Origin of the sequence: Mesorhizobium sp. ISC15 (assembly GCF_037162615.1) — a bacterium.
GTDB lineage: Bacteria > Pseudomonadota > Alphaproteobacteria > Rhizobiales > Rhizobiaceae > Mesorhizobium > Mesorhizobium mediterraneum.
This window is the reverse complement of record NZ_JAVSPX010000001.1, coordinates 5,832,444-5,844,688: the sequence shown is the minus strand read 5'-3', so window position 1 is coordinate 5,844,688 and position 12,245 is coordinate 5,832,444. Positions and strand designations below refer to the sequence as shown.

Genomic DNA, 12,245 nt, shown 5'->3' with positions numbered 1-12,245 from the left:
GTAGTCAGTTTCGCGCCACCGGCGTCACCGTGACCTGAGTGATGCCGGAGCGGCGCACCACCGTGCACAGTGTCTCGCGGCCGATGCGCTCGGCATCGAGAATGCGCACCAGATCGTCGACGCCGGTGACCGGGCGTCCGTCGATGACGGCGATGATGTCGCCTTCCCTGAGGCCGGCCTTGGCCGCCGGGCTGTTCGCCTCGACGCTGCGCAGGCGCACGGCCGTGCTGCTCGACACTTGCGACAGGAGTGCCGCGCGCCGCGGCAGGTTTGCCGTGTCGGCCGAGACGCCGATGAAGGCGCGGCGCACGCGGCCGAAGCGGATGATCTCCGAAATGACGAAATTGGCGGTGTTGGAGGCAACCGCGAAGGCGATGCCTTGCGCGCCATGGATCATGGCGGTGTTGACGCCGATGACCTCGCCCGCCGACGACACCAGCGGTCCGCCTGAGTTGCCGGGGTTGAGTGCTGCGTCGGTCTGGATGACGTCGTCGATCAGCCGGCCGGTGGAGGCACGCATCGAGCGGCCGAGCGCCGAGACGACGCCTGATGTGACGGTCCATTCGAAGCCGAGCGGGTTGCCGATGGCAATGGCGATCTGGCCGCGCCGCAGGCGCTTGGAATCGCCGAGCGGCGCGATGTCGGCAAAGCTGCCGTCGGCACGCACCAGCGCGATGTCGGTATCGGGGTCGCGGCCGAGAACACGGCCTTCCCTGGATGCACCGTCCGGCATGGTGACGCGGACGGTGCGGGCATCGCCGACCACGTGGAAGTTGGTGACGACCAGCCCGTCGGGCGTGATAACGAAGCCGGAGCCTTGGCCGCCGGCACCACCGATGCGTTCGATACGGCAGACGGCGGGGCCGATGCGGTCCACAGCATCGGCAACCGTTGCCGAATAATCATCGAGCAGCGCATCGTCGAATTGCAATTGCTGGGCGGGGAGGGACATGGCAGGGCTCCGTGTCTTTAGAGCAAGATGAAGGATGCCTATATGTGCGGAGCGGCCGGATCGGTCGCGACCTGACCAGATGGCCAGTCCAACGCCCAACTAGCCGTCAGGCGAGTACCGGCGAATGCGCTGCCAAGCGATATCTGGGGTAGAGCGACGAGCGTCCATTGGACGCTCAAAGTACGCTCTAAGATTTTGAGTTCTCGCATCGTGCTTTCCGAAAATCGATTCCGATTTTCGGGCCGATGCGATAAAAACCCAGGAGACCATCATGAGCGACTTCAATCTGAGCGCATTTTCCGACGCCATCGCCGATATCGCCGCCGCAGCGGCGCCGGTGACGGCGAGCTTCGCCACGCATCAGCATCGCACGGCGACCGCCTTCCATTGGCGCGACGGCTATTTTGTCACTGCCGAGGAGGCGGTGGAGGCCGGCGAAGAGATCGAGCTGACGCTTTTTTCGGGCGACAAGGTGAAGGCTGAGCTGGTCGGCCGCGATCCGTCCACTGGCACCGCACTTTTGAAGCCGACCGGCGCGCCGGACATGCCGCCGTTGGCCAAGGCAGGCTCGGTGCAGCCGGGCAATCTGGCCATCGCCGTGGGCAATAGCGACGGTGCGACGCTCGCCGCATTCGGCACGGTCGGTGAGGTCGGTCCGGCCTGGCGCTCAATGCGCGGCGGCACGATCGACCGGCGCATCAATCTGGCCGTCAATGCCGGCGGCCGTTTCGAGGGCGGCCCGGTGCTCGACGCCAAGGGCGCACTGATCGGCATGCTCCTGTTCGGGCCGCGCCGGCGGGCGCTGGTCATGCCTTACGAGACGATCGAACGGGCGGTTGCGACGCTGCGCGAGAAGGGCCATGTCGCGCGCGGCTATCTCGGCGCCGGCCTGCACCCGATCCGCAGCGGCGACTCGCATGGCGCCATGGTGATGAGCCTCGACGACAATGGCCCGGCAAAAGCCGCCGGCCTGCATCTCGGCGACATCATCGTGTCGTGGAACGGCGAGGCGGTGCATGGTCCGCGCGAACTGATCCGCAGGCTCGGGCCGGACAGCGCCGGCGCGTCGGTGACGCTCGGCGTGGTGCGCGGCGGCGAACAGCGCGATGTCGTGCTGACCATCGGCGAAAAGCCGCTGAGCTGAGAGGATCGATGGCTGTTGAGGCGATCATAAGGGACAGGACCGCGGATGGCGTGGTGGCGGAGCGGCGGCTAACCGTGCTGATCGCGCTTGGCGATGCGGCGCATGCCGAGCACCTGTCTTCCGCGCTCGCCGCGAGCGGGGATCTGCTGCCTGTCACGGCCGGCAGCAGCGATGGCGGCGAGCGAGCGGACGTCGCTGTCGTCGACGAGCGGAACCTGCAAGGCCTGGCCATCGATCCCGCCATACCTCGAGTGCTGCTGTCCCGGCGGACCGGCCACGAGCCGACAGACGACAATCTTTTCGCCGTCCTGCCGCCGGCGGCTGACGACCTGTTGGTTGCCGCTGCCGTCCGGCTTGCCGCGGCGGGTTACAGGATTTCAGGCGGCGGCCGCCGCGTGCCTGGCCGGCATGATGATGATTTCGCCTTCCATGACGGCGACCCGTTGGACGAGGAGCCGGTCGACGATGGAACCGCCAGGCCGGCGCTTTCTCCGCGCGAGAGCGAAGTGCTGGCACTGCTGGCCGAGGGCGCGCCCAACAAGGTGATCGCGCGGCGCTTGAAGATCTCCGTGCATACGGCGAAGTTCCACGTCGCGGCGATCCTGATCAAGCTCGGTGCAGCCAACCGCACCGACGCGATCGCCATCGCCATGCGGCAAGGCTTGGTGCTGGTGTGACGATGGACTACACAGCCGGTTCGATATCCGTCAGCCGGAAATCGTCGCCTTTGAACAGCAACGGCATGGCTTCGAGGCGAGCCGTGGCATAGGAGATGCAGTCGCCGAAGTTGAGAGCGGCCGGATGCCGGCCCTTGCCATAGCGCAGAAAGGCCTGACGGGCCACAGCGGCGTGGTCGGCCGTAAAAGGGATCGTCTCGATCGAGGCCACGCGCAGGAAGGAGTCGAGGCGATCAAGAATTTCATCCTGCCAGCCGCCGGCGAGAACCATCGTCGTTTCAAGAAACGTTGGTGCGGCCAACAGCCGCCTTTTGGCCTGTGCGATGGCCAGCACGAAACGCTCGTGATCAGGCTCCGCGCGCAGAACGGCGACAAGGGCCGAGGAATCGATGATCATTTCGTCGGGATCCCGAACTCGTCGTAACCGAGGACTTCGTCGTCGGTCATTGCATTTTCTCGTTTGGGGATTTTTCCCGCACTGTCGGAAATCGCCATCAATCGCTGAAAAAGGTCGTCGGCCTCGTCGCGCGGCACAAGCCGCTCGCGCGCAAGTTCGCGCTCGAGGCTTTGGCGGATCGCTTCCGTCACCGACACGCGACGGCGGCGGGCAAGTTCCCGCGCCAATTGCTCGACTTCCGTGTTCTTGATCGACAGGGCCATTCTATATTCCACCTCTTTTTACAGAATATATACTCTCCGCTGTTGAGTCCATGGATTCGTCGTGCCTCCGCAGCGTCACCATCCCTCGATGCTCCCCGCTCTTGTATCCTGCGACGGCGCGGGCAAGGATCGCTACCAACAGATTTGCAAGGGAGGCGGAAGGATATGTCACTCAAGGGAAAGACGCTGTTCATCTCCGGCGGGTCGCGCGGCATCGGGCTGGCGATCGCGCTGCGCGCTGCGCGCGACGGCGCCAATGTGACGATCGCGGCCAAGACCGCCGAACCGCACCCGAAGCTGCCGGGCACCATCTATACGGCGGCGCAAGAGATCGAGCAGGCCGGTGGCAAGGCGCTGCCGGCATTATGCGACATACGCGAGGAGGAGCAGGTGGCCGAGGCGGTCGCCCGGACCGTCGAAAAATTCGGCGGCATCGACATCTGCATTAACAATGCCAGCGCCATCCAGCTTACCGGCACGCTGGAAACCGACATGAAGCGCTACGATCTGATGCACCAGATCAACACGCGCGGCACGTTTCTGGTTTCCAAAATGTGCATTCCGCACCTGAAGTTGGCTGCCAATCCTCACATCTTGAATCTGGCGCCGCCGCTCGACGTGAAGGCCAAATGGTTCAAGAACCATGTCGCCTATACGATGGCCAAATTCGGCATGTCCATGTGCACGCTGGGCATGAGCGCGGAGTTCGCTCGGGACGGCATCGCCGTCAATTCGCTGTGGCCGATCTCGACGATCGATACGGCAGCGGTGCGCAATCTCCTGGGCGGGGCGACGGTGGCAGCGATGAGCCGTTCGCCCGACATCATGGCCGATGCCGCGCATGCGATCCTGCTTAGGCCGTCGCGCGAGGCGACCGGCAATTTCTACATCGACGAGGAGGTGCTGCGCGCCGAAGGCGTCAGCGATTTTTCGATCTATGCGCCTGATGCGACAGGTCCGCTCGCCGGTGACTTCTTCGTGCCCGACGAGGTGTTTGCCAATTCGGAAACCAACATCAAAAGTATCTACTGACGGGCACCGGGCGCCGCTCTCACTCCTCGGCCTTGTTGGCTCCGAGGCGGAGGGCCACCGTGAGGAATTATCTGGGCCTCGCAAGGCTTCAGTTCAACACCGAGCCCGAAACGAAAACCCCGCCGGGGAGGGGACACCGGCGGGGCTCATGTGTCCCGCTGGAGTCGGGACAGGGCAGGGAAGCCCTATACAGAATCTGGGGTGGACGACCTCGCGATTCAATCCCTGGTCAAAATCGCGACCTACATTCTCCTTTACCCTCGGCTCATTCCCGGAAATCGCCCATCCCGGTGAAACCGGGGTGGGCTACGTCTTCCCGTATAGATTCCAGAAACCAGTTCAGGTTTCTGGAATCGTTGCTTTAAAGTTGGCCATGGTCTTTCCGAAAACCGGTTTCCACTTTTAGGGACCATGGCCTAATTCGCGCTAGCGACCGGCGCCACCAGCGAGGTGATGCGGCGGATGGCGACGCGACGGTTCTCGCGATTAGGCTCCGACGTGTTGACCTTGAGATACTCCTCGCCATAGCCCTGTGTCGTCAGGTTCTCCGGCGGGATGCTGAAGGCATTGGTCAAGGCTTCGGCGACAGCCTCCGCGCGACGGTCGGATAGAGCGAGGTTCGCCTCCGGCCTGCCGACGGCATCGGTATGGCCTTCGATCAGGAAGGTTTCCGCCGGGTTCTTCTCGAGCAGCTTCTCCATCGCGCTGGCGACGCCTTCCAGTTTCTGCACCTCGGTTTCGGGGATCGAGGCTGAGCCGAATTCGAAGTTCAGCGTGTCGAGGTCGATGCGGCGGGCGATGTCGCGCACGCGGGCCGAGCGCTTGACCTCGTCGATCGAGTAGAGGCGCTGCACACGCTCCACCGGCGGCTGTTCGAGGAAGGTATAGTAGTCGCCCGGATCCTCGATGTCTTCGGCGTCCAAAATGTACTCCTCGCGCGGAATGTCGATCCGAATCGGCGGCAGGTCGTCGCCCGGATCGCGCCAGTCGCTATCGTCGTCATAGTACCGCTCGTCGACATAGCTCAGCACATATTCGCGTCCGTCGGGCGCGATGCGTGAACGCTGGATGACGTCGCCGTAGCGGTTGCGGATGGTGACGATCTGGATTCCGTTGTCACGCTCGACGATTTCCCGGGTGCGATCGCCCGACAGCTCCTCATAGTAGACGTTCCTCGCGCCACGGTGCATGCGCGGGGCATCGTCGCTTTCCACGATCGTCTGGTTGTTGAACTGGAGGATAACGCGGTCGCCGAGTTCCCTGACGACGTCGACCCCGCGCGGGCGTGGACGGCGGCGAATGTCCTCATCGTCGGGCGCACGCTCAACGCGTTTGCCCTTTTCCTCCGTCACCGGAACCATCCTCTCAAGCTTGAGCTCCTGCTGGGCCGCCCTGTCGTCGGTGGGCGGCGGTCCCTGGTCGACGGGAGCCGGCTTCGGGGCTTCCGCCTGCTCGCCGTTCTGCTGGGTGGGCTGACCGCCCGCGTCCTGGCCGCCCGTCTCTTGCGCGTTGTCCCTGCCGCCTCTGCGCTTGCGCACGGCATCCTTCTGGCTGTCGAACACGGGAGCCTCGCCCTGGGCCGGACCTTCCTCTTCGGCGGGCGCGGCCTGTTCGCCCTCGGCGGGCTGCTCGCCGGTTGTGGGCTGCTCTCCCGTCACCGGCTGTTCGCCGATAGGCTTCTTGCCACGCTTTCTGGCTTGGTCCAAAGGCTGTTCGCCCTCGGCAGGAGCCGCTTGCCGGTCGGTTGGAGTGGGAAGCGGCTCGGCCTGCGGGGCAGGCTCGCCGGCGGGTGTTTCCTTCTTGGCCGGCTGTTCGGATGGTGCGGCTTCGATCTGCTGATCCTGGTCCCGCTTCTTCCTGCGCGGCGTGACCTGCTCGTTGTCATTTGCAGGTGCGGCCTTTTCGCGAGGCGCCGCCTGCCCGGCGGGCTCTTCGGCGGGTGCGGCCTCGATCTGCTGTTGCTGGTCGCGCTTCTTCCTGCGTGGCTTGGGCTGCTGTTCGTCGTTCGCAGGCGCGGCCTGTTCGGCTGGCTGTTCGGCGGGTGCGGCTTCAATCTGCTGTTGCCGGTCGCGCTTCTTTCTGCGCGGCTTGGGCTGCTGTTCGTCGCTCGCAGGCGCCGCCTGTTCTGCTGGCTGCTCGGCCGGTGCTGCTTCGATCTGCCGGTCGCGCTTCTTTCTGCGCGGCTGGAGTTGTTCGGCTGGCTGATCGGCCGGTGCTGCTTCGATCTGCTGTTGGTCGCGCTTCTTTCTGCGCGGTTTTTGCTCTTCGGCCGGGGCGGCCTGTTCGGCGGGTGCGGCTTCAATCTGCTGCTGCCGGTCGCGCTTCTTTCTGCGTTGATTGCCCTCTTGCTCGTCCCCGGAAGGCGCCGCCTGCTCCATGGGAGCTGATTCGCTCTGCCGCTCGCGCTTCTTGCGAGGCCTCTGCTCCGGTTCCGCCTGCTGTGCGCAGCCTTCCGCCGACTCGCCTTCGGGGCAATTCGATTGCGCCAGGATCAACGGCGTTGCGGCACGCTGCGGCGGGCCGAACGCGGCGTTGCCTTGCAGCGGGAATGCGCCCAACGGCGCGGACGCCATCAACAGGCCAAGTGCCGTGCCTGCCAGAATCCGTGGTTGGCGTTTCATTAGAAATCCTCCTTTTGGCGTCCCATCCCGGCCCAAACTGTTCATCAACCGGATTGGTTCCGGTTAGCGGGCATTAACGGCCGCGAAGGGCGATTGGCCGGCGTTTTGAAGGCGACTTCGTGTCATTCCTATGGTGCTGCAGGGTTTGCGCCTGTTGCGGTGCTTGACCTTGACGCCAGTGGGGGCCACATCCCGTCGATGGAAACGCCGTTCTGGAAAACCAAGTCGCTCGAAGCGATGACGCCGGCCGAGTGGGAATCGCTTTGCGACGGCTGTGGCAAATGCTGCCTGTCGAAACTTGAGGACGAAGACAGCGGCGAGATCTACTGGACGAGCGTCGGCTGCCGGCTGTTCGATGCCGAAACTTGCCGCTGCTCGGACTACGCCAACCGGCTGGCGCGGGTCCCGGACTGCGTCGGGCTGACGCCGCAGAATGTACGCACCATCAGCTGGCTGCCCAAAACCTGCGCCTACCGGCTGGTCGCCGAGGGCCACGATCTCTACTGGTGGCACAGGCTGGTGTCGGGAAGTGCCGAGACGGTGCATGAGGCCGGCATTTCGATGCGCGGCCGCGTCAGCGCCAGCGAGACCGATCTTGCCGAGCCGGACGACTATTTCGAGCACATGCTGGACGATGAGCCCTAGGTTCCGGGCCTTAAGTCCCGGAACCGGCTGCGCGACAGGGCGTTTCTGTCGAGATGGTTCAGAACCGGCCAAATAGTTCAGTTCAGAACCGGCCAAATGGTTCAGAACCGGCCAGATAATTCAGAACCGGCCAGGATTCAGAGCCGGATTGCGGAGAAGACTGCGCAACGATTTCTTGTTGCCACATGAACCCGAAATGAACGGCCGGTTCGTAAAAAGTTCAGATACGCAGGCGCATTCTCCTCCCCATCGGTTCGACCAAGGCGTATTGGTTCTCGGCCCATTGGTTCGATCAGACGGGCGGAAGCCCTGAACAAGGAGAGAAGACAATGTTCAACACGATCAAGACGGCGACCCTTTCGGCGCTTATCAGCCTCGGCACGCTTGCCGCTATCCCCGCCACTGCTCATGCAGATAGCATCTATCTCGGCTTCGGCAATAACGACGATCCGCGCGTCGGCGTCTATACCGGCGACGACGATGGTTTCTACCGCGAACGCCGCCGTGACCGCGACCGCTACTGGCGCCGGTCCTGCTCGCCGGAGCGCGCTGTCAACAAAGCCGAGCGCATGGGCCTGCGCCGCGCCCGCATCATCGACGTCAACCGCCGTACGGTCAAGGTCGCGGGCCGTCAGTATGGCGATCGGGTGGTGATCGTGTTCGCCAACGAGCGCGGCTGCCCAGTTATCTACCGGTAAGTGTTCGGCACGTTGCCGACCGGCAACGGCGGTCTTGTTTAAGGATGATCTTTCCGAATCCGCTTCGGAAAGGATCAGCTCAGAAGCATGATCTTCTGCGAAGATCAGCTTGGACATGACCGTCTGCGAAGGTCGGTCTGGAGACACGACCTTCTGCGAAGGTCGGTCTGGAGACACGACCTTCTGCGAAGGTCGGTCTGGAGTAGCAGAGCCCCTTTCCGCTGAGACGGAAGGGTGCGGCTCGAAAAAACCCCGGAGGATCAGTCCTCCGGGGTTTTTTGATGCAGTAGGATCGATGTTGCCGGTTGCCCGCGCTTCAGCAACGCTGAACTACGGGCCGGACCTTCAGGCGACGGTCACTTCAACTCGAAAGTGACGGTGACCTGCACCGTGTAGGAATTCTCGCCGGCCTCCACCGGAACCGATGCGCGGGCCGCGTCGAAGGCCTTGGCGTTCATCGGTATCGGCGGCGGCGCGACGTTCTGGTCGGTGATTTCCAGCACGCGCCCGACGTTGACGCCGGCGGCTTCGGCCAGCGTCTTGGCCTTGGCCATGGCGTCGGCGACCGCTTTTTTGCGGGCTTCGGCGACGGTGGCAGCCGGGTTCTCGTTGGAAAACGAGATGCCGCCGCCCTGGTTGACGCCGAGCGATACCGCCTTGTCGAGAATCTCGCCTGTTTTGTCGATGTCGCGGATACGCACCGAAAGTGTGTTGGTCACCTGGTAGGCGATGAGTTCGGCTTCCTGGCTGCCGTCCGGCTTGTTGGTATAGTTGTAGCGCGGGCTGATCTGGATGCCGGCTGTCTGCAGGTCGCGCTCCTTGATGCCAGCCGACTTCATAGCTGCGATCACGGATGCCATGGCGTCGTTGTTGGCATCGAGCGCGGCGCGCGCGGTCTTGGCTTCGCGCATGACGCTGAGCGTCAGCAGCGCCAGATCGGGGGCCGCGGTCGCTTCGCCTTCGCCGGTGACGATGATGCGGGGCGGGGGCGGCGAATCGGCCGCGCCGGCCATCGCCGGAAAAGCGATTGCGGCGGCGAGCGCCAAGGGCAAAAGATGTCTGGTCATAAAAATCTCCTCGGTCTGCGATCCAGTCGCGCTTGTCGACTACCGCGTCGGCCCGAAAATCGGAATCGATTTCGGAAAGCACGATGCGTAGATTCAAAGCGTTAGAGCGTACTTTGTGCGTCTAAGTGGACGCACGTCGCTCTAATGTCTGAATATGGGCTGATTTGGGCGATCTCGGCCAGCCAGTTAGGAAAGCCTTGTGCGGCTCGGGGAAAAACATTAATCCAGCCGCGTGTGGGGCCTGTAGCTCAATGGTTAGAGCCGGCGGCTCATAACCGCTTGGTTGGGGGTTCGAGTCCCTCCGGGCCCACCAAAATATTAAATATGAATTACTTACGCTTAATTCTTCGAGATCGAATTGAACGTTGTCGGTTAAGTCCGCTAGTTTTGAAGGAAATGGTTTTGGGCCCGTTCGTCAATTTTCTCCGTCTCGTTGATGGCACCCGTCACACCTAGCTCCAGACCCCTGGTTTCAAAAGACCTTGGAACGATGCATGCGGCAATCGGCGGTAACGACGTGCAATTAGGCGGTTCTGCCTTCGGCCGAAGGCTCAAAAGACTCCAAAGCGCTCGTCATTCGGCTGATCTCGGGCCGATCGAGTCGCCGATGGTGCTGCAAAGTGGCTTGTCCGCCGGGAACGGCAAGGGGCCCGGGTCGTATTGCTCGAAGCCTATTCGCTCCCCCCATAGCCGCGCGTTTCCTTGCTATAACCAGAGTTGGACTCATTCACTCATAAGGTGCAGCGCGTCCTGCTTAACGATTTCGACGCAACGCAGGTTAATCAAACGAATGACGCCTCTTTCCTTCAGCTTGGTGAAAACCCTCGACACGGTCTCGATGGTGAGGCCGAGATAGTCGCCGATATCCATACGAGACATCGGCAGCTCGACCTGGCGCAGATCCCCTTGGCGCTCCGCCATATCGACCAGGAACGCCGCGACGCGCTCTGTGGCGTTCTGGCGACCTAGAACCAGGAGGTGTTCCTGTGCTCTTGTCAGGCCTTTGAGCGCCAACGGCAGCAGTTGACCAGACATGTCAGCCCCAGGGGCAAGACGAAAGACGCGGATGCCAGTGGCGTTGACCGCTTCGGCGAAGAAATGATGCGTCGTGCCGGCTTCGAAGCCGAAAGTCTCTCCAGCCAGGTGGAAAGCACTGATCTGCCGGCGGCCGTCGGCGAGCAGGCGATAGATGCGCACGGCGCCAAACTCGACCTGGTAGAAGGCCCCAGCCTTTTCCCCCTGAGCATAGATTTCGGCACCAGCGGAGAAGAAGCTGAGTGGCTGCAGCAGTGCCGGATGGAATACCTCCGACGGGTGCGGCTGAGGCGTCCGTGACTGTGCTGCGATTCGCGAGGTCGTGTAGGCGTGCATGGCTGTTTCCCCGGTTAATCCGTGTCACAGCAATCGCCCGAATCCGCAGGCTGCGAAATTCGGTTATGTCCCTACGGGGAACTACCTAGAGCCAAGTCACAGACGTGGTGGAGAATCTGAATGGGCTCAGACGCCACACAGCGCCATGGCGAAATAACCAACTGCGGCAGCTATCAGGGTTGCACCGGCCAAAGGCAACCAGAACCCGATCGGACCGGCAGATACCGCCAATGACAGGCGGCCGATCGCGTTTGCCGCCAGCGCCACCAGCACGGCCTGCCCGATCGTCTCGGCGTGAACCGACTGCTTGACCAGACGCAACGCACCGAGCACCGAGACATCAACATCGAACGCACCGGCTAGCGCCGAGGTCGCCAGCAAGCCGCGCCCGCCAAATTGAGCTGCCAACGCTGCACTCGCAGTCGCGACGATTGCAAAGAGCAGAGCGAAGAGCAGCAGCGGACCCAATTCGAATGGGTTTCGCGCAAGCCCGCCACTTTTGCTATCCTCGCCGCTGCGGATCAACAGGATTGCGCCGCAGGCAGCGAAAACAAGCGCAGCAGCAATGGCCGGGATACCGACCGACGTAAACACGCTTGGCTCGATGATCAGAACCACGGCACAAACACGCAGCACCGAAACCATCGCAGCCAGCGAAGCTGCTCCGGCGAGTGGCAGAGCGTCGCCCGCTGACGCGGCGTTGCGGGCAAGCGCCGCGGTCACCGCTGTGGACGAAACGATTGCACCAACGAGCGAGCTGACAAGCAGACCACGTGTGGTTCCGAGAACGCGGACGGCAACGTAGCCGGCGAACGAAATCGATGCCATCAGCACCGTCAGGAACCAGATTTCCCAGGGGTTGAAGCCGCCCCAAGGATCCATCGTCCGGTTTGGCAGTAAGGGCAAGACGATCGCCGTCATCACCGCCAGGATCAGCGCCGAGCGCAGTTCGATCCAGGTCAGTCGCTTCAAGAGCCCGTGCAGGATCTCGCGACTGGCAAGGACCGCCGCAAGTGCAGCCCCTCCGGCAGCGGCAACACGATAGTCACCGGCGACCGATAGCGCACCGAGTGCGAAAACGCCGAGCGCGGCGATCACTGCCGTAACGCTGAAATCCTTGTCATGAGCCGCCTCGCGCGCCTTGTACCACGCAAAGATCGCGGCGAAGGCGACAAATCCTCCCACCAGCACTGAAACCGCGCCAAGCGCTTCCGCCAGAGCTGCGAGAATGCCGCCGAGCAAGCCGGATATGCCGAAAGTGCGAATTCCAGCCGTACGGCTGCGGTCGGGAGCGCCTCGCTCCCGCCAGCCACGCTCCAGTCCGACGAGCAGGCCAATTGCCAAGGCCAGTCCCAGCCGGGCGATGAGTGGATCCATG

13 protein-coding genes and 1 tRNA gene are annotated in these 12,245 nt (G+C 63.1%); 7 read left to right on the top strand and 7 right to left on the bottom strand.

The features are described from left to right. Window positions 1-4 precede the first annotated feature (4 nt). Window positions 5-952 (bottom strand): S1C family serine protease, encoded by a 948-nt coding sequence (locus tag RPG13_RS28175; RefSeq protein ID WP_127206536.1) that lies wholly within the window; start codon window positions 950-952, stop codon window positions 5-7. 271 nt (window positions 953-1,223) lie between these two features. Between RPG13_RS28175 and RPG13_RS28170 the strand changes: the two genes are divergently transcribed. Then, on the top strand, window positions 1,224-2,096 hold the full coding sequence (locus RPG13_RS28170) for a S1C family serine protease (RefSeq protein ID WP_337126565.1): 873 nt from the start codon (window positions 1,224-1,226) through the stop codon (window positions 2,094-2,096). A gap of 8 nt (window positions 2,097-2,104) precedes the next feature. Further along, window positions 2,105-2,773 (top strand): response regulator transcription factor, encoded by a 669-nt coding sequence (locus tag RPG13_RS28165; protein ID WP_337126564.1) that lies wholly within the window; start codon window positions 2,105-2,107, stop codon window positions 2,771-2,773. A gap of 7 nt (window positions 2,774-2,780) precedes the next feature. Here the strand turns inward: RPG13_RS28165 and RPG13_RS28160 are convergent, their stop codons facing one another. Both RPG13_RS28160 and RPG13_RS28155 read right to left on the bottom strand, forming a co-directional pair. After that, complete coding sequence (locus tag RPG13_RS28160) at window positions 2,781-3,170, bottom strand: type II toxin-antitoxin system VapC family toxin (RefSeq protein WP_337126563.1); 390 nt, start codon at window positions 3,168-3,170, stop codon at window positions 2,781-2,783. Continuing rightward, window positions 3,167-3,433: a type II toxin-antitoxin system VapB family antitoxin gene (locus RPG13_RS28155; protein WP_127292082.1), complete on the bottom strand. Its 267-nt coding sequence runs from the start codon at window positions 3,431-3,433 to the stop codon at window positions 3,167-3,169. The genes RPG13_RS28160 and RPG13_RS28155 overlap by 4 nt, the downstream gene beginning before the upstream one ends. A gap of 165 nt (window positions 3,434-3,598) precedes the next feature. On the opposite strand from RPG13_RS28155, the gene RPG13_RS28150 reads away from it, so the two are divergent. Continuing rightward, window positions 3,599-4,465, top strand: coding sequence for an SDR family oxidoreductase (locus tag RPG13_RS28150; RefSeq protein WP_126105369.1), 867 nt, complete (start codon window positions 3,599-3,601; stop codon window positions 4,463-4,465). A gap of 416 nt (window positions 4,466-4,881) precedes the next feature. Here RPG13_RS28150 and RPG13_RS28145 read toward each other — a convergent pair whose 3' ends face one another. After that, window positions 4,882-6,171 (bottom strand): OmpA family protein, encoded by a 1,290-nt coding sequence (locus RPG13_RS28145; protein ID WP_337126562.1) that lies wholly within the window; start codon window positions 6,169-6,171, stop codon window positions 4,882-4,884. 27 nt (window positions 6,172-6,198) lie between these two features. Here RPG13_RS28145 and RPG13_RS28140 point away from each other — a divergent pair, with 27 nt between their 5' ends. The 3 genes from RPG13_RS28140 (at window position 6,199) to RPG13_RS28130 (ending at window position 8,429) form a co-directional block, all read left to right on the top strand. Then, complete coding sequence (locus tag RPG13_RS28140; protein WP_337126561.1) at window positions 6,199-6,852, top strand: hypothetical protein; 654 nt, start codon at window positions 6,199-6,201, stop codon at window positions 6,850-6,852. Window positions 6,853-7,284: 432 nt separating this feature from the next. Continuing rightward, the gene (locus RPG13_RS28135; RefSeq protein WP_095489233.1) at window positions 7,285-7,731 is read left to right on the top strand and encodes a YcgN family cysteine cluster protein; all 447 of its coding nucleotides are present in this window, start codon (window positions 7,285-7,287) and stop codon (window positions 7,729-7,731) included. 329 nt (window positions 7,732-8,060) lie between these two features. Continuing rightward, window positions 8,061-8,429 carry a hypothetical protein gene (locus RPG13_RS28130; RefSeq protein WP_095488958.1) on the top strand — a complete coding sequence of 123 codons (369 nt, stop codon included), beginning with the start codon at window positions 8,061-8,063 and terminating at the stop codon, window positions 8,427-8,429. A 356-nt stretch (window positions 8,430-8,785) separates the two neighbouring features. Here RPG13_RS28130 and RPG13_RS28125 read toward each other — a convergent pair whose 3' ends face one another. Beyond that, window positions 8,786-9,496, bottom strand: coding sequence for an SIMPL domain-containing protein (locus tag RPG13_RS28125; RefSeq protein ID WP_095488959.1), 711 nt, complete (start codon window positions 9,494-9,496; stop codon window positions 8,786-8,788). A 237-nt stretch (window positions 9,497-9,733) separates the two neighbouring features. Between RPG13_RS28125 and RPG13_RS28120 the strand changes: the two genes are divergently transcribed. Then, window positions 9,734-9,809, top strand: a tRNA-Ile gene (locus RPG13_RS28120). Window positions 9,810-10,219: 410 nt separating this feature from the next. On the opposite strand, the gene RPG13_RS28115 is transcribed toward RPG13_RS28120, so the two are convergent. Both RPG13_RS28115 and RPG13_RS28110 read right to left on the bottom strand, forming a co-directional pair. Beyond that, window positions 10,220-10,867, bottom strand: a complete 648-nt coding sequence (locus tag RPG13_RS28115; protein WP_337126560.1) for a helix-turn-helix domain-containing protein — start codon at window positions 10,865-10,867, stop codon at window positions 10,220-10,222. Window positions 10,868-10,993: 126 nt separating this feature from the next. Beyond that, window positions 10,994-12,244, bottom strand: coding sequence for an MgtC/SapB family protein (locus RPG13_RS28110; RefSeq protein ID WP_337126559.1), 1,251 nt, complete (start codon window positions 12,242-12,244; stop codon window positions 10,994-10,996). Window position 12,245 lies beyond the last annotated feature (1 nt).